The sequence below is a fragment of the Streptomyces sp. IMTB 2501 genome, from assembly GCF_001953885.1.
Classification (GTDB): domain Bacteria; phylum Actinomycetota; class Actinomycetes; order Streptomycetales; family Streptomycetaceae; genus Streptomyces.
In genome coordinates this window covers 98079-123085 of the sequence record NZ_MQUS01000028.1, presented here as the reverse complement: position 1 = coordinate 123085, position 25007 = coordinate 98079, and the positions used below count along the sequence as shown (strand labels likewise).

Genomic DNA, 25007 nt, shown 5'->3' with positions numbered 1-25007 from the left:
GTTCAGCCCCGGCGAACGAACGCCACCAGCGCCCCCACCCCGACGAGAATCCCCAGCGCACCGAAGCCGTAATTCAGCGTGGCGGCCGAGGCGACCGCAGCCACCAGCAACGGCCCGCCCGCGTCGCCGAGTTCGCGCCCCAGCTCCGCCGCCCCCATGGTCTGCCCCAGCCGCTCCTGAGGGGTCGACGAGGCCAGCGCCGCGAAACCGAGCGGGGTGATCAGACCGGTCCCCGCGCCGATCAGGCCGGCGCCGACCAGGATCCCGGTCAGGCCCGGCAGCATCGCGCAGCCCAGACCCACGGCGGTGAGCGACAGCCCCGCGGCCAGTCCGGAGCGGGTCGTCAGGCGCCCTTCGTCGAGGGCCCGCCCGGCGCGCGGCTGTACGACGGCCGCGCACGCGGCGAGCAGCGACACCGCGGCCCCCGTGGCCACCGTGCCCAGCCCGGCGGCACGGCCGGAGACCGGCAGGAAACCGACGCCGACCGACAGGGCCGCCGTCGCCGCGGCCAGCGCCGACGTCGGGGCGAGGAAGGCCGGGTCGGCGAGCCGCCGGGCGAGGTCCAGCACGGTCTGCCGGGCCTTGGGCAACGGGGGTACGGCGGGTACGGCGAGCGCGGCCCATACGGCGACCGCCGCGCCCAGCACGGTCAGCACGGCGAACAGCAGCCGCAGGCCCCCGGCCCACACCAGCACGCCGCCGAGCAGCGGGCCGAGGGTGTAGCCGACGGACTTGTGGAAGCCGTAACTGCCGAAGGCACGACCGTGTTTGGCGGCCGGGTTGAGGCGGGCCACGAGCGCGGAGGCGGAGGGCGAGAAGGCGGAGGCCGCGGCGCCCTGGCCGAGCCGGGCCGCCCACAGCCAGCCGGGGCTGTCCGCGAGCACGTACAGCGCGGAGGCCACCGCGAAGGCGACGAGGCCGCCGAGCAGCACCGGGCGGGCGCCGATGCGGTCGGCGAGGGTGCCGAAGACCGGTTTGAGGACCACCTCGGCGCCGTCGTACAGGGCGAGCAGTCCGCCCAGCACCAGCAGTGAGGTGACAGCGTCCGGGGAGTGGCCGCCGAGGTTCGCGGCGATGCCGTGCGCCCCGAAGGCCGTGGTGAACCCGGCCGCGTACAGCGGCCACATCCGCCGGGCCGGAGCCGCCTGCGCGGTCACTGCTCCACCTCCGGAGTGCGGTGCAGCGCGGCGAAGACCCGCTCGGCGTAGTCATCGCAGGCCGCCGCGCACTCCTTGAGGCGCCTGCCCGCGTCGGCCGCCTCCGGCGCACCGAAGACGTCGCGGGCCGTCAGATCACGGTGCCAGCGCCGCAGCCGCTCCAGCGACTGCTCCTCTTCCTCCAGTTCGGCCAGGGTGAGCTTGCCGATGCGGATCTCCTTGGCCAGCTCGGCCTCGAACTTGCCGCAGTCGGCCAGGAATTCGGTCCAGTCCTCGGAGCGAGCCGCGGTGAACAGCGCCTCGAAGCGGGCGGCGTCCCCGGGACCGCGCCCGGCGGCCTGCAGGGTGACGGCCTGCCCGCCCGCCTGCTCGGTCAGGGTGAGCGCCCGGCCGACACCGTCCGCGAACACGGGCACGTCCGGTACGGCCCACACGCCCTGGCCCAGGGACAGCGCACCGATCCGGCGCAGTTCCCGCCAGACCGCGACACGGTGCCGGGACGGCTCCGCCGGCACCTTGAGCACGAGAACGAGCCAGTGGCCCGCCGCTTCCCTGTCCTTGTTCGTCACATCCGTGAATGTAGCAGGCGTTACATCCACCCGAGTATGGGCCCGGGCGGGCCGGTCGGCGAGGGAAGGATGGCCGACCCGCCCGGGGGTCGCGGGGTTACGGCCCGGAAGCCGCCCGGGATCAGAGGCCCACGTCGCGGCTGCGGATGTCCTCCAGGGACTCGCGGCGGACCAGCAGACGGGCGAGGCCGTCGCGTACGGCGACCACGGGCGGGCGGCCGACCAGGTTGTAGTCCGAGGCCATGGACAGGTGGTAGGCGCCGGCCACCGGGACGGCGAGCAGATCGCCGGGACGGGTGTCGGCGGGGAGTTCCGCGTCGGCGGCCAGGACGTCCCCCGCCTCGCAGTGCCGGCCCACCACCGTGACCCGGGCGCGCTCCGCCGCACTGCGCCGGCCGATCAGGCGCGGCGCGTACCGGACGCCGTACAGGGCCGGGCGCGGGTTGTCGCTCATGCCGCCGTCGACGGCCACGAAGACATGGTCGCCGGTGTGCTTCACGGACAGGACGCGGTACACGGCGATCCCGGCGGGGCCCGCGATCGCCCGGCCCGGCTCGATGATCAGGCGGGGCACGGGGAGCCCGGCCGTGGCGCAGGCGTCGGCGAGTTCCGCGCGGATCCTGCGGGCCAGCGCCGTCAGGTCCAGGGCCCCCTCGCCGGGCCGGTAGGCGATGCCGTGGCCGCCGCCGAGGTCGAGCTCGGGCAGCACCAGTCCGTGCTGCTCGTACAGCCGGCTCATCAGCCCGACCATGCGGCGGACAGCGACGAGGTACGGCTTGACGCTGGTGATCTGCGAGCCCAAGTGGCAGTGCAGTCCGGTGAGTTCGAGTTGCGGCTGGTCGAGGATCCGGGTGATGGCGTGCTGGGCGTAGCCGTCGGAGATGCTGAGGCCGAACTTCTGGTCGTCGGTGCCGGTGCGGATCTTCTCGTGGCCGCCCGCGCTGATCCCGGGCACCACCCGGACCATGACCTTCTGGTGGCCGTCGGGCCCGACGGCGGCGGCCAGCCGGGCGATCTCGGCGGGGCTGTCGATGACGATGCGTCCGACGCCGAGGCGCAGCGCGGTGTCCAGGTCGCGCGGGGACTTGGCGTTGCCGTGCAGCACGATCCGCCCGGCCGGAAAGCCGGTGCTGACGGCGAGTTCCAGCTCACCGGCGGAGCACACGTCCAGCCCCAGCCCCTCCTCGTCCATCCAGTGGGCCATGGCCCGGCACAGGAACGCCTTGGCGGCGTACAGGACTTCGGTGTCGGGGAAGGCGTCCAGGTAGGTGCGGCAGCGGTCGCGGACCTCGGCCTCGTCCAGGACGTAGACAGGGGTGCCGAAGCGGTCGGCGATCTCGGCGAGCGGTACGCCGCCCACGGTCAGGTCGCCGTGCGGAGGTTCGGTGGTCGACGCGGGCCATACCGACAGCTCGGCGGTCCCGGTGAGAGCGGTGGGGTCGTGAACCGTGGTCATCTTGCTGCCCCTCTCAGGCGATCCGCAGCGCGGGAATCTCGGACGGGACCGGCGTGACCGGCGCGGGGGCCGGGGCGGTGAACTGCGGGTCCACCGTGAGGGCGGTGACGCCGAGCGGGGCGGTCAGCGCGCGCAGAGCGGGCTCGGCGAGGCGGATCCACGCCTGGCCGGCGCCGAGCGTGGTGATCAGCCGGCGCTCGGAGGTGAAGCCGACGGCTGTACGGTCGCCGAGCGGCGTGCGGAAGAGCCGGGCCGCACACCCGGAGCGCCCCGGCCGGACCGGGACGTACAGGGGTCCGGCCGGGAACGGATCAGAGGGCTCGGGGTCTTCGCCGTAGCGGAGTTCTGCCATGGGGTGCCTCCCGAAAGGCAGCGCGGGTGGGTCTGGGGCCCCGGACGCGGGGAGGCGGACCGGGGCTCGGTCCCGACGGTATGCCCGGTGTCCGGGGGTGCCGGGCGGCCCCTGACATGACGCTGACGCCGACCCGGACGACCTTGACGGCACGCTGACGCCGCCGGTGGAAGTGGCCGGCAGGGGCCGTCAGAAGGGTGTCAGGAACGGGCGTTCGGGCTGTTCGGGAACGGCGCGGCGCGGTCTCATGGAAGGGATTTCCAGGAGGAGCCGATGTCCGAGTACCGCCCGCCCACGGCCGCCCGGGTCGTGGTGGGAGTGAGCGGCTCGCTGGGCGGTGCGACCGCCCTGGGCCGGGCCGCCGTGGAAGCCAGGCGCCGGGGAGCGGAGCTGTGGCCGGTGCTGGCGTGGGAGCCGCCGGAGGGGGATCTCGCCGCGCGCAGGTTCCCGGCGACGACCGCCCTGGCCCCGGAGTGGGAGCGGCTGGCGCGCGAACGGCTCGTCGAGGCACTGTGCGCGGTGTTCGGCGGCACGGACACCGGGCTGCCCGGACAGGCACTGGTCGTCCGGGGCGCGCCCGGACCGGCGCTGGTACGGACCGCGTCCCGCGAGGACGACATCCTCGTCGTCGGCGCGGGTCGGCGGGGCCACCTGCACCGGGCGCTGTGGCCGTCGGCCAGCCGCTACTGCCTGGCCCACGCGACGTGTCCGGTCCTCGCGGTGCCGCCGTCGCCGCTGCAGGCGGAGCTGGAGTCGGTCCACCGACGCAACGCGTGGCGGCTGCGGCTGAACTCGGGCCGCCTGGAACGGGAGTTGCACCAGATCCTGCCGGAGGCCTGAGGCCGGCGGAGCGGATCACTCACCGGCACTGACCGCGACTCCCCAAAGGGCGCGGGGCTGTGTCTGATGGGCGGCTACCGCCGCGTGGGCGCGACCAGCCCACGACTACCCGCGGTCGCCCGACACAAGGAGCCCCCCGAGCTGTTCGCGGTCCGGCGCGGTCGGTACCGAGAGCACCATGGTGAGCCCCCCACCCGGCGTGTCCTCGGAGAGCAACGTGCCGCCGAGCGCCTCGACGAAACCGCGGGCCACCGCGAGGCCGAGGCCGACCCCCACCCCCCGCGGAGCGTCCCCGTAGCGCTGGAAGGGTTCGAAGATGCGGTCCTTGGCCTCGTCCGGGACGCCCGGACCGCGGTCCACGACCCGCACCTCGACCCGGTCGGCGAGGGCGCTCGCCGACACCAGGACCGGCTCACCCGGCGGGCTGTACTTGACGGCGTTCTCCACGACGTTGGCCACGGCCCGCTCCAGCAGTCCCCGGTCGACGTACACCATCGGCAACGTCTCGGGGATGTCCAGCTCCACGCTGTCCTCGGGCACCCCGCCGAGTGCCATCGGCACGACCTCGTCCAGGTCGGTCTCGCGGATGATCGGGGTGACCGTGCCGGTCTGCAGGCGGGACATGTCGAGCAGGTTGCCGACGAGGTGGTCGAGCCGGTCGGCGCCCTCCTCGATGGCCTCCAGCAGATCCGCCTGGTCCCGCTCCGACCACTCGACGTCGTCCGAACGCAGCGACGTGACCGCGGCCTTGATACCGGCGAGCGGCGTACGCAGATCGTGGCTGACGGCGGCCAGCAGGGCGGTACGGATGCGGTTGCCCTCGGCGAGTTCCCCGGCCCGGTCGGCCTCGCGCTGCAGCCGCTGGCGGTCCAGGACGACGGCGGCCTGCGCGGCGAACGCGGCCAGCACCCGCCGGTCGGCGGCGGGCAGCACCCGCCCGCGCAGGGACAGGGCCATGTGGTCGCCGACCGGTACGTCGACGTCCGCGTCCTCCGGGATCCGCGCGGGCTCGGGTCCCACGCTGCCGGCGCAGGTCCAGGGAGCGGTCTCGCCGGTCCGCTCCAGCAGGGCCACCGACTCCATGCCGAAGGTCTCCCGGACCCGCTCCAGCAGCGCCTCCAGGGTCGTCTCGCCACGCAGGACGTTCCCGGCGAGGAAGGAGAGGATCTCCGACTCGGCGCGCAGCCGCGCCGCCTGGTGGGTACGGCGGGCGGCGAGGTCCACCACCGAGGCCACGGACACCGCGACCCCGACGAAGATCGCGATGGCGACGATGTTCTTCGGGTCGGCGATGGTCAGGGTGTGGATGGGCGGGGTGAAGTACCAGTTGAGCAGCAGGGACCCCACGACTGCGGAGGCGAGCGCCGGGAAGAGCCCGCCGAGCAGGGCCGCCGCCACCGTCAGGGTGAGGAACAGCAGCATGTCGTTGGCGAGGCCGACGTCCGGGGCGGCGCCGGTGAGGAGCCAGGTCAGCAGGGCCGGGCCGAGCACGCCCACGGCCCAGCCCCAGATGACCCGGGAGCGGCCGAGGCGGGCGCCGCGCGCCACTGGCAGCCCGCGTCCCTTGCCCGCCTCATCATGCGTGATGAGGTGCACGTCGAGATCGGGACCGGACTCCACGGCGACGGTGGCGCCGACGCCGGGCCCGAAGACGTACTGCCAGCTCCGGCGGCGCGAGACACCCAGCACGATCTGAGTGGCGTTCACGCCCCGGGCGAAGTCGAGCAGGGCGGCCGGTATGTCGTCGCCGACCACATGGTGGAAGGTGCCGCCCAGGTCCTCGACCAGCGCGCGCTGGACGGCGAGTTCCTTCGGCGAGGCCGAGGTCAGGCCGTCGCTGCGGGAGATGTAGACGGCGAGCACCTCGCCGCCGGCGCCCTTCTCGGCGAGCCGCGAGGCACGCCGTATCAGGGTGCGGCCCTCGGGGCCGCCGGTCAGGCCGACCACGATCCGCTCGCGCGAGCCCCAGATGGTCGACACCCGGTGCTCACGGCGGTACTCGTTCAGGTACTCGTCGGCCCGGTCGGCCACCCACAGCAGCGCCAACTCCCGTAGCGCCGTGAGGTTTCCGGGCCGGAAGTAATTGGACAGGGCCGCGTCGACCTTGTCCGGTTTGTAGATGTTGCCGTGTGCCATGCGGCGGCGCAGCGCCTCCGGGGACATGTCGACCAGCTCGATCTGGCCGGCGCGCCGTACGACCTCGTCCGGGACGGTCTCGCGCTGCCGCACCCCGGTGATCGACTCGACCACGTCCCCCAGCGACTCCAGGTGCTGGATGTTGACCGTCGAGATCACATCGATGCCGGCCGCCAGCAGTTCCTCGACGTCCTGCCAGCGCTTGGCGTTGCGGGAGCCGGGGACGTTGGTGTGGGCGAGTTCGTCCACCAGGGCGACGGCCGGGGCACGCCGCAGCACGGCGTCCACGTCCATCTCGGTGAAGACGCTGCCCCGGTACTCCAGTTCCTTGCGCGGCACCTGTTCCAGGCCGTGCAGCATCACCTCGGTGCGGGGCCGGCGATGGTGTTCGACGAAGGCCACGACGCAGTCGGTGCCCCGCTCGATACGTCGGTGTGCCTCCGACAGCATCGCGTACGTCTTGCCGACGCCGGGTGCCGCGCCGAGGTAGATCCGGAGCTTGCCGCGTGCCATGTCGTTCCTAGGGGGTCATTCCTCGAAGCGGTAGCCCATGCCGGGCTCGGTGATCAGATAGCGGGGTTGGGAGGGGTCCGTCTCCAGTTTGCGGCGGAGCTGTGCCATGTAAACCCGCAGGTAGTTGGTCTTGTTGCTCTGTGAGACGCCCCACACCTCCTGAAGCAGCTGTTTCTGGGTGATCAGCCGGCCGGGGTGGGTGACCAGTATCTCCAGCAGGTGCCATTCGGTCGGGGTCAGCCGTACGTCCCGCCCGGCCCGTACGGCCTTCTTGGCGAGCAGGTCGAGGCTGAAGTCCGCCGTCTCGACCAGCGTCATCTCGGGGACGAGCGGGGTGTCCTCGGTACGGCGGACAGCGGCCCGCAGCCGGGCCAGGAGTTCGTCCATGCTGAACGGCTTCGTGATGTAGTCGTCCGCGCCAGCGTCGAGGGCGGCCACCTTCTCGTCGGAGGCCTGCCGGGCGGACAGGACCAGCACCGGCACCCGGCTCCAGCCGCGCAGACCCTTGATGACGTCGACGCCGTCCATGTCGGGCAGGCCGAGGTCCAGCAGCACCACATCGGGCTGACGTGCGGCGGCGAGCCGGAGGGCCGTGGCACCGTCGGGGGCGGCGTCCACGCCGTAGTGACGCGCCTGCAAGTTGATGACGAGGGCCCGTACGAGCTGCGGGTCGTCCTCCACCACGAGCACCCTGGTCATGGGTGTGTGTCTCTCCTGTCATGCCTGCGGGAGCCGGCGCCCCGAGTACCCCGAGGTGCCGGCTCCCGTTGCGAATCGCGTAAGGCCGTCACCTCTTGGCCACGAGGTCCTTGAGCGCGATGTTGAGTTTGAGGACGTTCACCTGCGGTTCACCGATGAAGCCGAGGGTGCGTCCCTGGGTGTTGTCCTTGACGAGCTTCTCCACCGCGGCGACGGACAGCCCGTTCTTCGCGGCGACCCGGTGGACCTGGAGTTCGGCGTACTCCGGGGAGATAGCCGGGTCCAGGCCGGAGCCGGAGGAGGTCACCGCGTCGGCGGGCACGTCCGAGGCCTTGACCGTGTAGCCGGGCACCGAGTTGTCCTTGACGACTGCGGCATTTGCGGCGAGCACCTGGGCGCAGAGCGTCTTGTCCGCGGGCTGGTCGGGGCACTTGCCCTTCACCGCGCCGCTGTCCGCGGAGAGGTTGGTGGCGCCGGACACGATCAGCTTGTACTGCGTGTTGACGCTGTTCGCGCCGAGGCCGTTGGCCGGGCGGCCCTGGAACCACTTGAGGTCGGGATCCGGGGTCTGCTGGCCCTTCTTCAGCGGCAGGTTGTACGACTGCCCGATCAGGGACGAGCCGACGACCTTGCCGTCCGCCTTGATCTCGGAGCCGTTCGCCTTGTTGCTGAACAGTGCCTGGGCGATGCCGGTGACGACCAGCGGGTAGATGACGCCGGTCACCAAGGTCAGCACGAGGAGGGCCCGGAGGCCCGCCCCGAGCAGCCGGGCGGTGTTCGTTACGGAGTTGTTCATGGCGCGATCAGCCGATTCCAGGGATGAGGGAGATGAGCAGGTCGATGATCTTGATGCCGATGAAGGGCGCGATCAGGCCGCCGATGCCGTAGATCCCAAGGTTGCGGCGGAGCATCTTGTCCGCGCTCATCGGCCGGTACCGCACACCCTTCAGGGACAGCGGCACCAGCGCGATGATGATCAGCGCGTTGAAGATGACGGCCGAAAGGATCGCGGAGTTGGGCGAGGACAGGTGCATGATGTTCAGCTTGTCCAGGCCCGGGTAGACCGCCGCGAACAGCGCCGGGATGATCGCGAAGTACTTCGCGACGTCGTTGGCGATGGAGAACGTGGTCAGCGCACCGCGCGTGATCAGCAACTGCTTGCCGATCTCGACGATCTCGATGAGCTTGGTCGGGTTCGAGTCGAGGTCGACCATGTTGCCGGCCTCCTTCGCGGCCGACGTACCGGTGTTCATCGCCACGCCGACGTCCGCCTGCGCGAGCGCCGGGGCGTCGTTGGTGCCGTCACCGGTCATCGCGACCAGCTTGCCGCCCGCCTGCTCCCGCTTGATGAGGGCCATCTTGTCCTCGGGAGTGGCTTCGGCAAGGAAGTCGTCGACGCCCGCCTCCTCGGCGATCGCCTTCGCGGTCAGCGGGTTGTCACCCGTGATCATGACCGTCTTGATGCCCATGCGCCGCAGTTCCACGAACCGCTCCCGCATGCCCTCCTTGACGACGTCCTTGAGGTAGATGACGCCCAGCACGCGGGCGCCCTTGTCGTCGTGGACGGCGACCAGCAGCGGGGTGCCGCCCGCCTCGGAGATCCGGTTGGCGATCGTGTCGGCGTCGTCGGCGACGGTGCCGCCCTCCTCCTTCACCCAGGCGATGACCGAAGCCGTGGCACCCTTGCGGATCTTGCGGCCGTCGACGTCCACACCCGACATACGGGTCTGGGCGGTGAACTCGATCCACTCAGCGCCAGCCAGCTCGCCCTGGTGGCGTTCGCGCAACCCATACTTCTCCTTCGCCAGGACGACGATGGAGCGGCCCTCGGGCGTCTCGTCGGCCAGCGAGGACAGCTGGGCCGCGTCGGCCACCTCGGCCTCGGTGGTGCCCTTGACCGGGACGAACTCGGATGCCTGCCGGTTGCCGAGCGTGATCGTGCCGGTCTTGTCCAGCAGCAGCGTGGAGACGTCACCGGCGGCCTCGACCGCGCGGCCCGACATGGCCAGGACGTTGCGCTGGACCAGGCGGTCCATGCCCGCGATGCCGATCGCGGAGAGCAGGGCGCCGATGGTGGTCGGGATCAGACAGACCAGCAGAGCCACCAGCACGATCATGGTCAGGTGCGTGCCGGCGTAGGTGGCGAACGGCGGCAGGGTGGCGACCGCCAGCAGGAAGACGATGGTCAGCGAGGCGAGCAGGATGTTCAGCGCGATCTCGTTGGGCGTCTTCTGCCGGGCGGCGCCCTCGACCAGGTTGATCATCCGGTCGATGAAGGTCTCGCCGGGCTTCGTCGTGATCTTGATGACGATCCGGTCGGAGAGGACCTTCGTACCGCCCGTGACGGCGCACCGGTCGCCGCCGGACTCACGGATGACCGGGGCGGACTCACCGGTGATCGCCGACTCGTCCACCGAGGCGACACCCTCGACGACGTCACCGTCACCGGGGATCACGTCACCGGCCTCGCAGACCACCAGGTCGCCGATCTTCAGCTCGGTGCCGGGCACCTGCTCCTCGGACGTGCCGTCCGCGAGGAGCCGGCGGGCGACCGAGTCGGTCTTGGCCTTGCGCAGGGTGTCGGCCTGCGCCTTGCCGCGGCCCTCGGCGACGGCCTCCGCCAGGTTGGCGAAGAGCACGGTCAGCCACAGCCAGGCGCTGATGGTCCAGCCGAACCAGTCGCTCGCGTGCTGGAAGGAGAAGACGGTGGTCAGGACGGAGCCGATCCACACCACGAACATCACGGGCGACTTGATCATCACCCGCGGGTCGAGCTTGCGGAACGCGTCCGGCAGTGACTTGACCAGCGCCTTGGGGTCGAAGAGGCCCGCTCCGACACGGCCCTCGGCGGGCTTGTGCCCGGTGGGGACGTCGCTGTGCGGCGCCCGGGTGGGAGTGGCGGTGGACATGGAGCCCTCTGACTTCTCTGAGTTCTCTGTGCTGGTGGTCATCACGCCAGCCCTTCCGCGAGCGGGCCCAGCGCGAGGGCCGGGAAGTACGTGAGACCGGTGATGATCAGGATCGCGCCGACCAGCAGGCCGGTGAACAGCGGCTTCTCGGTGCGCAGGGTGCCCGCGGTGACCGGGACCGGCGTCTGCTCGGCGAGCGAGCCGGCCAGCGCCAGGACGAACACCATCGGCAGGAAGCGGCCGAGCAGCATCGCGAGCCCGGTCATGGTGTTGAACCAGTCGGTGTTCGCGTTCAGGCCGGCGAAGGCCGAGCCGTTGTTGTTCGACGCGGAGGTGAAGGCGTACAGCACCTCGGAGAACCCGTGCGCGCCGGAGTTGAGCATCGAGTGCGGCGGGGTCGGCAGAGCCATCGAGGCCGCCGTGAAGACCAGCACCAGGGCGGGGGTGATGAGGATGTAGCAGGCGGCGAGCTTCATCTCGCGGCCGCCGATCTTCTTGCCCAGGTACTCGGGGGTACGGCCGACCATCAGACCGGCGATGAACACCGCGATGACCGCCATGATCAGCATGCCGTACAGGCCGGAGCCGGTGCCGCCGGGCGCGATCTCGCCCAGCATCATGCTCAGCATGGTGATGCCGCCGCCGAGGCCGGTGAAGGAGGAGTGGAAGGAGTCCACCGCACCGGTCGACGTCAGTGTGGTCGCCACCGCGAAGATCGAGGAGCCACCGGTGCCGAAGCGGACCTCCTTGCCCTCCATCGCACCGCCCGCGGCCTGCAGCGCCGGACCGTGGTGGGCGAACTCGGACCACATCATCAGGACCGTGAAGCTCAGCCAGATGGTGACCATCGTGGCGAGGATCGCGTAACCCTGCTTCACATTGCCGACCATCACACCGAAGGTGCGGGTCAGCGAGAACGGGATCACCAGGATCAGGAAGATCTCGAAGAGGTTGGTGAAGGGCGTCGGGTTCTCGAAGGGGTGAGCGGAGTTGGCGTTGAAGTAGCCGCCGCCGTTCGTACCGAACTCCTTGATGGCCTCCTGCGAGGCGACCGCACCGCCGTTCCACTGCTGTGAGCCGCCCATGAACTGGCCGACCTCGTGGATGCCGGAGAAGTTCTGGATGGCACCGCAGGCGACGAGGATCACCGCGGCGATCGCCGCGCCCGGCACCAGGATGCGCAGCGTGCCGCGCACCAGGTCGGCCCAGAAGTTGCCCAGCTCACCGGTGCGCGAACGGGCGAAGCCCCGCACCAGCGCCACGGCGACGGCGATACCAACGGCTGCGGAGACGAAGTTCTGCACGGCCAGACCGGCGGTCTGCACGACGTGACCCATGGTCTGCTCGCCGGAGTACGACTGCCAGTTCGTGTTCGTCACGAACGAGACGGCCGTGTTGAACGACTGCGCCGGGTTGACCGAGGAGAAGCCCATCGACCCGGGCAGCACGCCCTGCAGCCGCTGGAGCAGGTAGAGGAAGAGGACGCTGACGGCCGAGAAGGCGAGGACACCGCGCAGGTACGCGGGCCAGGTCATCTCGGAGTCGGGGTTGGCACCGATGGCCTTGTAGATCCACTTCTCGACGCGCAGGTGCTTGCGCGATTCGTAGACCTTGGCCATGTAGTTGCCGGCGGGGACGTAGACGAGCGCGAGCGCGCCTATGAGGGCGAGCAGCTGGAGCACGCCTGCGAGTTCGGGACCCATTTCTTGTCTCAGAACCTCTCCGGGTAGATCAGGGCGAGGACGAGATAGCCCAGCAGGGCGACGGCCACGACCAGGCCGACAATGTTCTCGGCGGTCACAGCTTCGTCACCCCCTTGGCGACGAGGGCCACCAGCGCGAAACCCGCGAGCACGGCGACGACGAAGGCCAGATCGGCCATCGCGAACTCCTGGAGTGAGGTTCGGTTGAAACGGACGCTTAGAGGAAATCGCCTGTCTGGCGGGATCCGGTCGTCCGTTGACGCCTCTCATACGGCCGCGCTTACGCCTTTGACGGCTCTCTTACGACCCTTGACCCGTACCGACGGGTAACGAGCCATGACGGTAGGTGGCCCCGGTCACAGCCGGAAGCGCAGTCGGCAGATCACCGCGTCCGTCTCCCGGCGCACGGCGTGCGCGACGACCGCGCCCCGCTGGTTCTGCAGCAGCCTCCCCCACGCTCGGCTTCGCTCACGCGGGGGCACCCCCAGCCACAGCCGCTCCGGCTCGGCCTCCGGGATCAGCACCGTGACCTGGGTACCGGGCTCGGCGGCGGCCACCTCACGGACGTAGGCGGCGATGGGCCGTCCCAGCGTGCGCCTCCGGCAAGACCGCCGCGCCACCGGTCACAGCCGGAAGCGCAGTCGGCAGATCACCGCGTCCGTCTCCCGGCGCACCGCGTGCGCGACGACCGCGCCCCGCTGGTTCTGCAGCAGGCGCTGCCACAGCCGCTCCGGCTCGGCCTCCGGGATCAGCACCGTGACCTGGGTACCGGGCTCGGCGGCGGCCACCTCACGGACGTACGCGGCGATGGGGCGCCCGAGCGTGCGGCGCTGGCAGGACAGCCGTACCAGCGGCACCCCAGGGTTCCAGTCCGCCCAGGCGCGCTCCAGGGCGTGCAGCTGGGCCCGGTCCTCGGGGTCCGGGTAGCACACGGTCACCGCGCGGACCTCGTCGCCGAGGGAGGTGGCCGCGGAGAGGGCCTCGGAGGTCAGCCGGGACAGGGTCGACACCGGGACGACCACCAGCGAGCGCTCGCGGTGCGGGACCTCCGGGATACGGCCGAGCCCGAGCCGCTCGCCGATCCGGGCGTAGGCGCGGTGCACGATCTCGAAGGCGGCCACCAGCAGCGGCAGGGCGATGACGATCAGCCAGGCGCCCTCCTCGAACTTGCTCGCCGTGACGACGACGGCGGCGATGCCGGTGAGGACCGCGCCGAACCCGTTGAGCAGCGTTTTCCCCCGCCAGCCGGGGCCCTTTTCGAGCCGCCAGTGCCGGACCATGCCCACCTGGGCGATCGTGAAGCCGACGAAGACACCGATCGCGAACATCGGCACCAGGGTGTTGGTGTCGCCGCCGGAGAAGACCAGCAGCGCGGCCGAGACGACGGCGAGCGCGAGGACGCCGTGCCGGTGCACCTGACGGTCGGCCTTCAGCGCGAAGACGTGCGGCGCGTAGTTGTCGCGGGCGAGCAGCTTCAGGAGCACCGGCAGCCCGCCGAAGGAGGTGTTCGCGGACAGCGCCAGCAGGATCATCGTCGCGAACTGGATGACGTAGAAGGCCCAGTTGTGGCCGAGCGCGGCGTCCGCGAGCTGGGCGAGGACCGTGACGCCCTCGACCGGCTGGAGGTGGAAGCGGCCGATCAGCACCGACAGGCCGATCAGCATCAGGCCGAGCACGGCGCCGAGGGCGACCTCGGCGCGCTGGGCCCGCCGCACCCGCGGCACCCGGAAGGAGGGGACGGCGTTGGCGATGGCCTCCACGCCGGTCAGCGCGGCACACCCGGAAGCGAAAGCTTTCAGCAGCAGGAGCGCGCCCACGGAGGAGGCGTTGTCCGCGAGGACCGAGGCGTGCCCGGCGGCGGTCACGGTGCTCACCGGGTGGGAGCGGAACAGGCCGACGGCGATGAGGACGAAGATCGAGCCGACGAACACCACGGTCGGCACGATGAACGCCTTCGCCGACTCCACGATGCCGCGCAGGTTGACGGCCGTGATCAGCGCGAGCACCGCCAGGCACAGCCACAGCCGGTCGCCGTAGAGGGAGGGGAAGGCGGAGGTCAGGGCCGCCACGCCCGCGGTCACCGCGACCGCGACATTGAGCACGTAGTCCAGCACCAGCGAGGCGGCGGCCACCAGGCTCGTGCGGGCGCCGAGATGGGTCTTCGCCACGGCGTACGACCCGCCGCCGTCCGGGAAGGCCGCGATCACCTGCCGGTAGGAGGCCACCAGCACCGCCAGCAGGGCGGCGATGGCCAGCGTGACCGGCATCGTGAAGCCGAGGCCGTGGGCACCCGCGGCGGCGAGGACGAGGACGATCGCCTCGGGGCCGTAGGCCACCGACGCCATCGCGTCCAGCGACAGGGCCGCGAGCCCCGTGACGGCGGTCAGCCGGTGACGTTCGCCGGTATCAGGCGGCTCCTCGCCGGCGGGGACGGCATCCGGCTGCTCGGTGGTCAGGATGGACATGGGCACGTGCTCCTTCTTGTGCGCGGGTGCACCCCAGGTTCCGTCTGTTTTCGACCGAGTCCGACCGATCCTTGCGGCATCTTCGCGCCCAACCGGCCGACCTTGATGAGATCTTGACGGGCTGCGCCCGGACTTCTCAGTCCCTCCGGTTCGCCGGATGCGGCTGCACCCCCGTCATCAGGATGTCCGGCCCGCGCCGGGTAAGACGTCCCTGGCGGCACCGGCGGCACCGACGGCGGCGGCCCGTAAGGTCCGCTCGTCCGAGCCTGCGGGACGAGGTTCCGCGCGGAGGTGGAGAGTTGACGTCACACCGCCGAGGAACGGCGCATGGCGCGGAGCCGTTCCGCCTCAGGGCCCCTCCCGCGTCAGGATCGCGTCACGGAAACCACCGCGCCCGCCCTCACCTCCGTGCCGGTCCCGCCGTGTCCAGCGCCGCGCCCGTCTGGTCGGCCAGGGTCACCGCCACCAGGCGGGCCTGGAGCGGGGGCACGGGGCCCGGGCCGGGGGTGAGCATGAAGCGGCCGAGGTAGTGGCCGTTGCCGTAGGTACGCAGCTCGATCTCGCCCTCGGGCCAGCCGTCGGTGTCGGGATTCCAGGTGCGGCGGCCGGCCGTCACACCGCCGTCCTTCTCCAGACGCGGCGGGCGGCCCATGAGCGTGCCGTACTCGAAGCGGCAGGCGCGCAGGCCGAGCAGGCTCGTCAGCTCGGTGCGGACGTGGTCGACCACGGTGTCGGCCGAGTTGGCGGACTGCGCGAGGGCGGCCGTGCGGTGGATGCGCGCCAGATGGGCCGCGTCCGTCACCGTCGTGACCTCAAGCCGCTTGGCCCGGGCCGCGAGTTGGGAGACGATCACACCCACGACCAGCAGCAGCACCGCCGTCTCGATGTCGGCGGACGCGGTGATGTCGAAGGTCTCGTACGGCCGGGTGAGGAAGAAGTCGAACCAGGCCGCCGCCGACAGGGCCGCGACCACACCCGCGGTACGGCTGCCGAGCACGGCCACCGCGACGACCACGACGACGAGGACGAGGGCGGCGTTCGTGTGGGACACGCTCGTACGGAACGGGACGAGGGCCAGGGCCGCCAGGAACGGGCCCACCAGCCCGGACGGCAGGGCCAGCCGGTCGCGCAGCGGCCAGGGCCGGGGCGCGCGGGATTCCGTACGGTGCAGCTTCCAGGTACCGGTCACAGCGCTCATCAGGGGCCTCCTACGCTCTGCTCGGACGGTTCGGTACCCACCGGCCGGACCGCGAACGGCAGCGACACCACCATCGTGAGGCCGCCGCCCGGGGTGTCCTCGGGGCTGAGGGTGCCGTCCATCGCCTCGGTCAGGCCGCGCGCGAGGGCGAGGCCGAGGCCGAGTCCCGTGGTGTTGTCGGTGTCGCCGAGCCGCTGGAACGGCTCGAAGAGGCGATCGCGGCCGTCGGCGGGGAGTCCGGGTCCGCGGTCCACCACCCGCAGCTCCACCCGCCCGGCCAGCACACTGGCGGTGACCAGCACCTTCTTGCCGGGCGGGGTATGCCGGGCGGCGTTGCCGACCAGGTTGGCGATCACCCGCTCCAGCAGCGGCGGATCGGCCAGCACCGCGGGGATGCCCTCCATGTCCGTCACCCGCACGTCCGGCACGTCGGCCAGCGCCAGGGGCAGCACCTCCTCCAGGGTGGTCGCCCGCAGGTTCAGGGTGAGGGCGCCGGCCTCCAGCCGGCTGAGGTCGAGGAGGTTCTCCACCAGGCGGTTGAGCTTGCCCATGGACTCGTCGGCGGTGGCGAGCAGCTCCTCGCGGTCCTCGTCGCTGAAGGCGACGTCGCGGCTGCGCAGCGAGGTGACGGCGGCCCAGCCGGCGGCCAGCGGCGTGCGCAGGTCGTGGCCGACGGCCCGCAGCAGGGCGGTGCGCAGCCGGTCGGCGGCCTTCACGGGCTCCACCTCGGCGGCCGCCTCGGCCAGCCGGGCCCGCTCCACCGCCGAGCCGACGTGCGCGGCGAACGCGGCCAGGACGCGCCGCTCGGAGGAGGAGAGGGTACGGCCGCGCAGCACGAGCCAGGCCCCGGGGCCGGCCGGGACGGTTGTGGCTCCGGCGGCATGGGAACCGGCCGCGTGAGGCACACCCGCACAGGACCCAGCCGCATCGGCCCCTACCACATGAGCCNNCCACATGAGCCCCACCCGCACGGGACCCAACCGCGTCAGACCCACCCACATGGGACCCACCCGCATCGGACCCAGCCGCATCGGACCCCACCACGCGAGACCCACCCGCACGGGCCCCATCCACATGGGACCCAGCCGCATCGGCCCCCACCACATGAGACCCGACCACGTGAGACCCGGCCGCATCGGTCCCGGTCGCGTCGGGCGGTTCGTCCACCAGGTCCGCCGACTCCATGCCGAAGGTCTCGCGGGTGCGCTGCAGCAGCGCGGGGATGGTCGCCTCGCCGCGCACGATGCTGCCGGCCAGGGACGACATGGTCTCCGCCTCGGCCGTGGCCCGCGCGGAGCGGCGTGACAGCCGTAGCGAGCGGTCGACGACCGCGGCGACGGTGGCCGCGACGACCGCGAACACCGTCAGCCCCACCAGGGCGTTGGGATCGTTCAGCGTGAACGCGCCGATGGGCGGGATGAACCAGTAGTTGAGCAGCAGGGACGCCGTCACCGACGCGATCACCGCGGAGGCGACCCCGCCTATGCAGGCCACGCCCACCACGGCCAGCAGGAACAGCAGGGCCTCGCTGGTCAGGTTCAGCGTGCCGCGCAGCTGGGCGAGGACGGCGGTGAGCAGCACGGGCAGCACCAGTCCGGCCACCGGTCCGGCGATCAGCCGGGCCGTCGACAGGGTACGGCGACGGGACGGCAGCAGGGTGCCCAGGCCGGCCCGCTCATGGGTGACCCGGTGCACGTCGATGTCGCCGGACAGCTCGGTGACCGTCTCGCCGGTGCCGGGCCCGGTCAAGAACCGCGCCAGCCGCCCCCGCCGGCTGGTCCCCAGCACCAGCTGGGTGGCGTTCTCGGCGCGCGCGAACTCCACCAGGGCGGTGGCCACGTCGTCGCCGACGACCGAGTGGTAGCTGCCGCCGAGGTCCTCCACGAGCCGGCGCTGCCGGGCCAGCGAGGCGTGCGAGACGCCGGCGGCGAGGCCGTCGCTGCGGGCCACGTGCACGGCGAGCAGATCGCCACCGGCGGACCGGTCGGCGATGCGGGCGGCCCGGCGTACCAGCGTGTCGCCCTCCGGTCCGCCGGTCAGGGCCACGACGACCCGCTCCCGGGTCTCCCACACCCGGCCAATGCCGTGCTCGGAGCGGTACTGCTGCAGGGCCTCGTCGACCCGGTCGGCCGTCCACAGCAGCGCCAGCTGGCGCAGGGCCTGAAGATTGCCCGGCCGGAAGTAGTTGGCGAGGGCGGCGTCGATCTTCTCGGGGGCGTAGATGTTCCCGTGCGCCATGCGCCGGCGCAGCCCCTCGGGGGGCATGTCGACCAGCTCGATCTGCCAGGCCCGGCGTACCACCTCGTCGGGCACGGTCTCGTGCTGCGGCACCCCCGTGATCTTCTCGACGACGTCGTTGAGAGACTCCAGGTGCTGGATGTTCAGCGCGGTGATCACGTCGATACCTGCGTCGAGCAGGGCCTCGATGTCCTGCCAGCGCTTGGCGTTGCGGCCGCCGCCGGGCACGTTGCTGTGCGCGATCTCGTCGACGATCGCCACCTGCGGCCGGCGGGCCAGGACCGCGGCCAGGTCCATCTCCTCGAAGGCACCGCCGCGGTACGAGCAGGACGCGCGGCTGACGGACTCCAGGCCGTCGAGCATCGCCTCCGTGTGCGGGCGGCCGTGGCACTCCGCGAACCCCACCACCACGTCCGCCCCGCGGGCGGCACGGCGCCTCCCCTCGTCGAGCATCCGGTAGGTCTTGCCGACCCCCGGGGCCGCACCCAGGTAGACCTTCAGTCGTCCGGACCGTACGTCACTCATCGCCGCCGACGCGCTCCGCTCACCTGTCCAACTCCCCTTCACAGCAGGGTTTCTCCTTTCAAGGAAGCCGATTCGCACAGCGGGCGGCGCACTTGTTAGCGGTTCCTTGGCGTCGGTCCTGGGGACCTTGACACTGTCTTGACGTGACCTGGGCCGATAGGGTGAGGACAGGTGTGCCGGGAAGTCTGGTCGGCCGGGAAGCCGTGGTGGCTCCCCGTGGTAGCCCCAGGGGGACGGCATGCGCAGCGTCGGTACGGTTCTCGCCCTCGTGGTCCTCGCCACGGTGGTCGCCACCTTCGCGCGCCGCTGGCGCATCCCCGCCCCCTCCCTGCTCGTGGTCGCCGGTCTCGCCGTGGCCCTGCTGCCGGGCACCCCGCAGATCCAGATCAGCCCCCAGATCATCGGCCTGGTCGTCCTCCCGCCCCTGCTGTACGCGAGCGCCGAGGACATGCCCTGGCGGGAGCTGCGCGCCGTGTGGAAACCGGTCGGGATCCTCGCCATAGGGCTGGTCCTCGCCTCCGCGGCCGCGGTCGCCGCGGTGGCCGCCGCGGTCACCCCCCTGTCCTGGCAGATGGCGTTCGTCCTGGGCGCGGTACTGGCCAGCACCGACCCCGTAGCCGTGACCGCACTCGGCCGCCGCCTCGCCCTGCCCCCACGGGTCCAGGTCCTGGTCCAGGCCGAGAGCCTGTTCAACGACGCGACCTCCCTGGTCCTGGTCAAGGTGGCGGCGGGCATCGCCATCGCCTCGGCCGCCGCGAACTGGGGAGCGGCGAGCGGCGAGTTCTTCGTGCTCGCGGGCGGCGGCACGGTGATCGGGACGGCCGTGGCAGCGGTGATCACCCTGATCCGCCGCCGCACCGAGGACCCCGTCCTGGAAACGGTGATCGCCCTGGTCACCCCCTACGCCGCCTACCTCCTGGCGGAGGCCGCACACACCTCAGGCGTGACCTCGTGCGTGGTCGCAGGGGTCGTCCTGGGCGGCCGGGGCGACCGCCTCACCAACGCCCGCATAAGACTCCAACTGCACGCGGTGTACGGCACGGTCGTCTTCCTCCTGGAGAGCGTGGTCTTCAGCCTGATAGGCCTGGCACTCCCCGGGGAGGTACGGGCTCTGGCGGACGGCGACCATTTCTGGCCCCTGTACGCCCTGGCCGTCGCCGCCACCCTCGTCGCCGTGCGACTGCTCTGGCTGGCCCCCCTGTCGGCGGTGGTCCAGCGCAAGGGCGGCATCGGCAGGCTGAACTGGCGCATCCCGATGGTACTGACCTGGGCGGGCACGCGTGGTGTGATGCCGCTGGCCGCCGCGCTGTCCATCCCGGAGGTCGCGAAGAACGGCAGCCCCCTCACCGACCGCCCTCTGGTCCTGGTCCTGACCACATCGGTCGTAGTGGTCACCCTGGTCGTCCAGGGCTTCACCCTCGCCCCCGTCGTCCGCGCCTCCGGCATCGCCCTGGAGCCCGCGCACACCGCCCGCGAGGAGGCCGAGGCCCGCTCCCACCTCGCCCACGCCGGCCTCGCCCGCCTGGAGGAACTGGCGGAACTGGAGGTCGTCCCCGACGTCGTCCTGGACCGGCTCCGCCGGGGCCTGACCGCCCGCCTCGACGACGCCCGCGACCGCCTCGCCGAGAACGGCACCGACGGCGCGGGCAGGGAGTCCGCCGACCGCGTCTACCGCCAGCTCCGCCGCGATCTGATAACCGTCGAGACGAGTGAGCTGCAGCGCCTCTACGACGCCCACGCGATCAGCGACACGACGCGACGGCGACTGCAGCGGGCACTGGACCTGGAGGAGGCCCGGCTGTCCGACGCGTGAGGCCGGTTCTTCAGTACGGGTGTGCTGCGGTTGATCGCGCCTGTGCGGCGGAGCCGCACACCGCAACAGCCCCGCGCCCTTTTGAGGCGCTTTACCTCACCGGAACTCCGCCAGCCTCGGGCGCACTCCCAAAACCGTCAGGGCCATCGCCGCCAGCAGGGCACCGCCCGCCCACGGCAGCAAGTCGTTCACCGTCGCTCGGCCCGCCGACACGTTGGACGCGTAGTGGGACTGGTTGATGCCGGTCACCTTGTCCAGTGCGGCCATCCAAGCCTCGAAGTGGGCGTTGGACGTGCCCGGTTCCCAGCCCATGCAGAACTCGGCCGCCTCGCGTTCCTTGCCGGCGGCCAGCAGGGCGCGGATCTTGCGGTCGTCCTGCTGGTAGACGGCGTACGACTCGACCGTCTTCTCGGCCGCGGCCCGCTCGCCGGGGAAGGTGATGTTGTCCAGCTCGCGGCGGAACTCGCCGGTGAAGCGCAGGTCGTGGTGGTCGGCCTGGTATGCGTGCCACGTCGTGGACAGTTCCGCGTTGTACGTCGACAGGGTCGCGCCCTTGAGGCCGTACAGCTGCTGGGACTTGGCCAGGAACGATTCCTCGTACGGTGCGCGGCGCTCAGGGTCGAGGAGATAGCGGCTCTCGTCCGCGTTGGCGTCGTAGGCGATGGCGCGGGCGCGGGAGAGGGCGACGACGGAGTCGAAGGCGTCGTGGCGGGCCACGCGCAGGTGGGTGGCCGAGGCGGACAGCAATTGGGTGCCGAGGATCACCGCGAGCAGGGTGGAGAGCGTGGCCGCCAGTACGCCGGGGTTGAGGATGCGGTGGAAGCGGCGGGCCAGGTACCACTGCAGGAGGCCGAGTACGGCCAGCAGCAGGACGCCGAGTACGAGGAGTGCGGCGAGCTGTGCGGAGAGGGTGGATCGGGTTGAGGTGTACTCCGCCTCGAAGGCCGTGTCGTTCGAGGAGACCAACGTGCTCGCGGCGGGCAGGAGTTGGGTGCGCAGGAGGTCCGTTGCGCTGCGGTAGTCGGCCAGGGCGGCCGGTTTGCCACCCTGGTGGCCGTCGTTCTCCAGGGCCCGGCCGATCAACTCCTGGTACTCGGCGAAGTCGTCGGTCAGCGACTCCACGGTCTTCTCGTCGGCCGGGCTGCCCTGCGCGGCGACGGCGAGGGTGCGCAGGTCGTGGCCTATCGCGCGGCGGGCGTCGCCGTAGAAGCCGACGGCTTTGGTGTACGGCGTCTGCAGCCGGCCCTTTCCCGCATCGCCGTTCGACAACAGGATGTTGGCGGCCTGGGCGTCCATGTCGTTGAGGGCGAGGTCGAGGTCGGCGGCACTGATCGTGCGCGGTGCGTCCCGGCCGCTCACCCGGTCCCAGGTCCCGTTCAGCGCGAGCCCCGCCACGAGCAGCAGCGCGGCCACGGAGGCGGTGAGCAGGAGCGTGGCCGCGCGCAGAAGGCGCAGCCGCGCGGGCACGGTGGCCCGGTAGCGGCGGCGCAGAGCGGCCCGCGCGGCCATGCCCCGTCGCGCCGGGCGCAGCCCCGGACCCGGTCCGGCCGTCCGCGAATACCCTCGTCTCCGCGGTCCGGGGCTGCCCCCGGGCGGGGCGACCTCCCGTGGCGGTGTCTCCCCCTCGGTCCGAGGACCCCGCGCTGTTCCGGCCGTGAGAGTCACGGTCCCTCCAACGTCACGCCACGGACGGTCGCCCGTCCCCCGTTGCCGATCAGTCTGCGTCGGGTTTCGGCCACGTACGGTCCTCCTTGACGGGTCCCTGATGGCTCCTCAGCCCGGTTTGACGGGACTTTGACGGCGAGGGCGCCCGCGCCGTATGGGTGCCGCAAATTCCTCGCCGACCTGGGCGGTTGGCCCGGCGGGCCGGGCTAGATTCCCTGTCGGCCGCCGCCGGGGCCGAGGAGGTCCAGGGCACCGCACGACCAACGGAGCCACCCGGCTCTGCGGTGGCGCGCAGGCGGCTCTCGACCACATCCCACCGTCCCCGTCCCGCCTCACGGCACGAAGGTGTCCATGCTTCCCGCCGCCCCCCAGCAGGCCCCACCGTCCCGCCACCCCGAACACGCGCCCCGGCCCGGTCCGGGAGGCACAGGCCGGCGCCGCGCCGCCGGTGGGCTGTTCGAACCCGTCCAGCTCGTCCGTGAGTTCCCCGAGGCCGTACGCAAACTGCACCCGCGCGTCCTGGTGAAGAACCCGGTGCTGTTCGTCGTCTCCGTCGGCGCGGTCCTCACCACCCTCTCCGCGCTGCTCCATCCGGCGGTCTTCACCTGCGTCATCAGCCTGTGGCTGTGGCTGACGGTCGTCTTCGCCAACCTGGCCGAGGCGGTCGCCGAGGGCCGCGGCAAGGCGCAGGCCGAGTCGCTGCGCAGGGCCCGTACGGACACGGTGGCACTGCGGCTCGAACACTGGAGCTACGGCACGAACCCCGCCACCGCCCGCACCGAGGCCGTCGCCGCCACCGACCTGAAGCCGCTGGACGTGGTCCTGGTGGAGGCGGGCGAGATGATCCCCGCGGACGGCGATGTCATCGACGGGGTCGCCGCCGTGGACGAGTCCGCGGTCACCGGTGAGTCGGCGCCCGTGATCCGGGAGGCGGGCGGAGACCGCAGCGGTGTCACGGGCGGTACGACGGTGCTGTCCGACCGGATCGTCGTCCGGGTCAGCGCCCGCCCCGGGCACAGCTTCCTGGACCGGATGATCGCGCTGGTCGAGGGCGCCTCCCGGCAGAAGACCCCGAACGAGATAGCCCTGAACATCCTGCTGGCCTCCCTCACGATCATCTTCATCCTGGTCGTGGTGGCTCTGCAGCCGATGGGCGAGTACGCGGGCGCCGGCCAGTCCACGGCCGTGCTGGTCGCCCTCCTCGTCACCCTCATCCCGACCACCATCGGCGCCCTGCTCTCCGCGATCGGCATCGCCGGCATGGACCGCCTGGTGCAGCGCAACGTCGTCGCGATGTCCGGCCGCGCGGTGGAGGCGGCGGGCGATGTGAACACCCTGCTGCTCGACAAGACCGGCACCATCACGCTCGGCAACCGGGAGGCCGCCGCCTTCGTCCCACTGCCCGGCATCGACGAACGGCAGCTCGCCGACGCGGCCCAGCTGTCGTCGCTGGCCGACGAGACGCCCGAGGGCCGCTCCGTCGTCGTCCTCGCCAAGGACCGGTACGGCCTGCGGGCCCCCGCCCAGGGCGAGTTGGCGAACGCCCGCTGGGTGCCGTTCAGCGCGCAGACCCGCATGAGCGGCGTCGACCTGCGCTGGAACAACGGAGCCGTCTGCGCCATCCGCAAGGGCGCCGCCCAGCAGGTCATCGACTGGGTGCAGATGTACGGCGGCCAGGTCCCGCCCGAGGCACGCAGGTACGCCGACGCCGTGGCCGCCGCCGGAGGGACCCCGCTGCTGGTCGCGGTGCACGACTGGGACGGGCCGCGCGCCCTCGGCGTGATCCAGCTGAAGGACGTCGTCAAGGACGGCATCCGCGAGCGCTTCGCCGAACTGCGCCGCATGGGCATCCGCACGGTGATGATCACCGGCGACAACCCGCTGACCGCGAAGGCGATCGCCGAGGAGGCGGGTGTCGACGACTTCCTCGCCGAGGCCACCCCCGAGGACAAACTCGCCCTGATCAAGCGGGAACAGGAGGGCGGCAAGCTGGTCGCGATGACCGGCGACGGCACCAACGACGCGCCCGCACTCGCCCAGGCCGACGTCGGCGTGGCCATGAACACCGGTACGTCGGCCGCCAAGGAGGCCGGCAACATGGTCGACCTCGACTCCAACCCGACCAAGCTCATCGAGATCGTCGAGATCGGCAAGCAACTCCTCATCACCCGGGGCGCGTTGACCACGTTCTCCATCACGAACGACGTGGCCAAGTACTTCGCCATCATCCCGGCGATGTTCGCGGGCGCGTACCCGGGCCTGGAGTCGTTGAACGTGATGGGCCTGCACAGCCCGACCTCGGCCATCACCTCCGCGATCATCTTCAACGCCCTGATCATCGTCGCCCTGATCCCGCTGGCCCTGCGCGGCGTGCGCTACACCCCCGCCTCGGCGCACGACCTGCTGCGCCGCAACCTCCTCGTCTACGGCCTCGGCGGACTCGTCCTGCCCTTCGTGGGCATCAAGCTGATCGACCTGCTGATCTCGGAGGTGCCCGGCCTTGGCTGAGCCGCGCCCTCCTCTCTGGCTCGCCCGTCAAGGTCCCGTATGCGCACGTCAGGGCCCCGTCAGAGACCGGGATTTCGTCTTGCCCGGCGAATGCGGGACGGCTTCCATGGACGATGTGAACAGCGCCTGGCTCCTGCTCGACCGGCCGCCGAGTCCCGTTCGGCCGTCGCGTCGTGAGCCGCGCTGACCGGAAGCGCCCGCGCCACACGCCGATATCGCGTCCCGCCGACGCCGTATCGCGTGGACGCCGCGTCCCGCCGAC

At 71.7% G+C, this 25007-nt stretch carries 17 protein-coding genes and 1 pseudogene; 3 read left to right on the top strand and 15 right to left on the bottom strand.

The window, feature by feature from the left end:
* Nucleotides 1–2: 2 nt before the first annotated feature.
* The 4 genes from AV521_RS35790 to AV521_RS35775 form a co-directional block, all read right to left on the bottom strand.
* Complete coding sequence (locus AV521_RS35790) at nucleotides 3–1127, bottom strand: MFS transporter (protein WP_076094634.1); 1125 nt, start codon at nucleotides 1125–1127, stop codon at nucleotides 3–5.
* 26 nt (nucleotides 1128–1153) lie between these two features.
* Entirely contained in the window at nucleotides 1154–1726 is a 573-nt protein-coding gene (locus AV521_RS35785) for a Chromate resistance protein ChrB (protein ID WP_076094603.1), read from the bottom strand.
* Between the two features lie 121 nt (nucleotides 1727–1847).
* Entirely contained in the window at nucleotides 1848–3182 is a 1335-nt protein-coding gene (lysA, locus tag AV521_RS35780; protein ID WP_076094601.1) for a diaminopimelate decarboxylase, read from the bottom strand.
* A 13-nt stretch (nucleotides 3183–3195) separates the two neighbouring features.
* Nucleotides 3196–3534 carry an SAV_915 family protein gene (locus AV521_RS35775; protein WP_076094599.1) on the bottom strand — a complete coding sequence of 113 codons (339 nt, stop codon included), beginning with the start codon at nucleotides 3532–3534 and terminating at the stop codon, nucleotides 3196–3198.
* A gap of 273 nt (nucleotides 3535–3807) precedes the next feature.
* Between AV521_RS35775 and AV521_RS35770 the strand changes: the two genes are divergently transcribed.
* Nucleotides 3808–4374, top strand: a complete 567-nt coding sequence (locus tag AV521_RS35770; protein WP_076094597.1) for a universal stress protein — start codon at nucleotides 3808–3810, stop codon at nucleotides 4372–4374.
* 105 nt (nucleotides 4375–4479) lie between these two features.
* Here AV521_RS35770 and AV521_RS35765 read toward each other — a convergent pair whose 3' ends face one another.
* The 10 genes and pseudogenes from AV521_RS35765 to AV521_RS52920 form a co-directional block, all read right to left on the bottom strand.
* Nucleotides 4480–7023, bottom strand: coding sequence for a sensor histidine kinase KdpD (locus AV521_RS35765; protein ID WP_076094595.1), 2544 nt, complete (start codon nucleotides 7021–7023; stop codon nucleotides 4480–4482).
* Nucleotides 7024–7038: 15 nt separating this feature from the next.
* Nucleotides 7039–7722 carry a response regulator gene (locus AV521_RS35760; protein WP_076094593.1) on the bottom strand — a complete coding sequence of 228 codons (684 nt, stop codon included), beginning with the start codon at nucleotides 7720–7722 and terminating at the stop codon, nucleotides 7039–7041.
* 88 nt (nucleotides 7723–7810) lie between these two features.
* Nucleotides 7811–8518, bottom strand: coding sequence for a potassium-transporting ATPase subunit C (locus tag AV521_RS35755; RefSeq protein WP_076094592.1), 708 nt, complete (start codon nucleotides 8516–8518; stop codon nucleotides 7811–7813).
* A gap of 7 nt (nucleotides 8519–8525) precedes the next feature.
* Complete coding sequence (gene kdpB, locus AV521_RS35750) at nucleotides 8526–10631, bottom strand: potassium-transporting ATPase subunit KdpB (RefSeq protein WP_076094633.1); 2106 nt, start codon at nucleotides 10629–10631, stop codon at nucleotides 8526–8528.
* Between the two features lie 41 nt (nucleotides 10632–10672).
* A complete protein-coding gene (kdpA, locus tag AV521_RS35745) occupies nucleotides 10673–12334 on the bottom strand; it encodes a potassium-transporting ATPase subunit KdpA (protein ID WP_076094590.1) in 1662 nt (553 codons plus the stop codon).
* An 8-nt stretch (nucleotides 12335–12342) separates the two neighbouring features.
* Nucleotides 12343–12432, bottom strand: a complete 90-nt coding sequence (gene kdpF, locus AV521_RS35740; protein WP_018533641.1) for a K(+)-transporting ATPase subunit F — start codon at nucleotides 12430–12432, stop codon at nucleotides 12343–12345.
* A 257-nt stretch (nucleotides 12433–12689) separates the two neighbouring features.
* Nucleotides 12690–12953 (bottom strand): hypothetical protein, encoded by a 264-nt coding sequence (locus AV521_RS49635; RefSeq protein ID WP_371917092.1) that lies wholly within the window; start codon nucleotides 12951–12953, stop codon nucleotides 12690–12692.
* Between the two features lie 3 nt (nucleotides 12954–12956).
* Nucleotides 12957–14798: an APC family permease gene (locus AV521_RS35730; protein WP_076094588.1), complete on the bottom strand. Its 1842-nt coding sequence runs from the start codon at nucleotides 14796–14798 to the stop codon at nucleotides 12957–12959.
* A 400-nt stretch (nucleotides 14799–15198) separates the two neighbouring features.
* Nucleotides 15199–15996, bottom strand: a complete 798-nt coding sequence (locus AV521_RS50155; protein WP_218639395.1) for a DUF4118 domain-containing protein — start codon at nucleotides 15994–15996, stop codon at nucleotides 15199–15201.
* Nucleotides 15996–18759, bottom strand: a pseudogene (locus AV521_RS52920) (ATP-binding protein). The gene AV521_RS50155 and the pseudogene AV521_RS52920 overlap by 1 nt, the downstream one beginning before the upstream one ends.
* Before the next feature lie 238 nt (nucleotides 18760–18997).
* Between AV521_RS52920 and AV521_RS35710 the strand changes: the two are divergent.
* Complete coding sequence (locus AV521_RS35710; protein WP_076094586.1) at nucleotides 18998–20572, top strand: Na+/H+ antiporter; 1575 nt, start codon at nucleotides 18998–19000, stop codon at nucleotides 20570–20572.
* Nucleotides 20573–20668: 96 nt separating this feature from the next.
* On the opposite strand, the gene AV521_RS49630 is transcribed toward AV521_RS35710, so the two are convergent.
* Nucleotides 20669–22081: a hypothetical protein gene (locus tag AV521_RS49630; RefSeq protein WP_076094584.1), complete on the bottom strand. Its 1413-nt coding sequence runs from the start codon at nucleotides 22079–22081 to the stop codon at nucleotides 20669–20671.
* Between the two features lie 507 nt (nucleotides 22082–22588).
* Between AV521_RS49630 and kdpB (AV521_RS35700) the strand changes: the two genes are divergently transcribed.
* Nucleotides 22589–24745: a potassium-transporting ATPase subunit KdpB gene (gene kdpB / locus AV521_RS35700; protein WP_076094582.1), complete on the top strand. Its 2157-nt coding sequence runs from the start codon at nucleotides 22589–22591 to the stop codon at nucleotides 24743–24745.
* Nucleotides 24746–25007 lie beyond the last annotated feature (262 nt).

Coding starts and splice junctions, on each gene's coding strand:
- AV521_RS35775 (WP_076094599.1), bottom strand. CDS start 3,534: ATGGCAGAACTCCGCTACGGCGAAGACCCCGAGCCCTCTGATCCGTTC.
- AV521_RS35755 (WP_076094592.1), bottom strand. CDS start 8,518: ATGAACAACTCCGTAACGAACACCGCCCGGCTGCTCGGGGCGGGCCTC.
- AV521_RS35730 (WP_076094588.1), bottom strand. CDS start 14,798: ATGTCCATCCTGACCACCGAGCAGCCGGATGCCGTCCCCGCCGGCGAG.
- AV521_RS35710 (WP_076094586.1), top strand. CDS start 18,998: ATGCGCAGCGTCGGTACGGTTCTCGCCCTCGTGGTCCTCGCCACGGTG.
- kdpB (WP_076094633.1), bottom strand. CDS start 10,631: ATGTCCACCGCCACTCCCACCCGGGCGCCGCACAGCGACGTCCCCACC.
- AV521_RS49630 (WP_076094584.1), bottom strand. CDS start 22,081: ATGGCCGCGCGGGCCGCTCTGCGCCGCCGCTACCGGGCCACCGTGCCC.
- AV521_RS35760 (WP_076094593.1), bottom strand. CDS start 7,722: ATGACCAGGGTGCTCGTGGTGGAGGACGACCCGCAGCTCGTACGGGCC.
- kdpA (WP_076094590.1), bottom strand. CDS start 12,334: ATGGGTCCCGAACTCGCAGGCGTGCTCCAGCTGCTCGCCCTCATAGGC.
- kdpB (WP_076094582.1), top strand. CDS start 22,589: ATGCTTCCCGCCGCCCCCCAGCAGGCCCCACCGTCCCGCCACCCCGAA.
- AV521_RS35790 (WP_076094634.1), bottom strand. CDS start 1,127: ATGTGGCCGCTGTACGCGGCCGGGTTCACCACGGCCTTCGGGGCGCAC.
- lysA (WP_076094601.1), bottom strand. CDS start 3,182: ATGACCACGGTTCACGACCCCACCGCTCTCACCGGGACCGCCGAGCTG.
- AV521_RS35765 (WP_076094595.1), bottom strand. CDS start 7,023: ATGGCACGCGGCAAGCTCCGGATCTACCTCGGCGCGGCACCCGGCGTC.
- AV521_RS50155 (WP_218639395.1), bottom strand. CDS start 15,996: ATGAGCGCTGTGACCGGTACCTGGAAGCTGCACCGTACGGAATCCCGC.
- AV521_RS35770 (WP_076094597.1), top strand. CDS start 3,808: ATGTCCGAGTACCGCCCGCCCACGGCCGCCCGGGTCGTGGTGGGAGTG.